Annotated in this window: 1 protein-coding gene; it reads right to left on the bottom strand. The window is 56.4% G+C overall.

The features are described 5' to 3' along the window. A partial coding sequence (locus tag EOC06_RS39710) for a hypothetical protein (RefSeq protein WP_206631516.1) occupies positions 1 to 218 on the bottom strand: 218 nt, incomplete at both ends.

Here is a 218-nt window from a genome sequence, read left to right on the forward strand (position 1 = left end):
CACCTGGTCGACCTGCAACTGATAGTTCAACTGCTGCCATGGACCATAAACGCGCAGTGGAATCGGCGTTTTTTGCAGTTGTTCAATCAGTTCGCTGCGCCCTTGCCAGCCGCCGGTGACGCGTACATTCAGCCGCATGTCGCACTGCTTGCCCGGCATATCCAGCTTGCCGCCGCCGGTAATGTTCAGCATCGTCGAATCGGCATTCAGATCGCTAA

It is taken from the genome of Mesorhizobium sp. M7A.F.Ca.MR.362.00.0.0, assembly GCF_004023175.1.
In the GTDB taxonomy this organism is placed as follows: domain Bacteria; phylum Pseudomonadota; class Alphaproteobacteria; order Rhizobiales; family Rhizobiaceae; genus Mesorhizobium.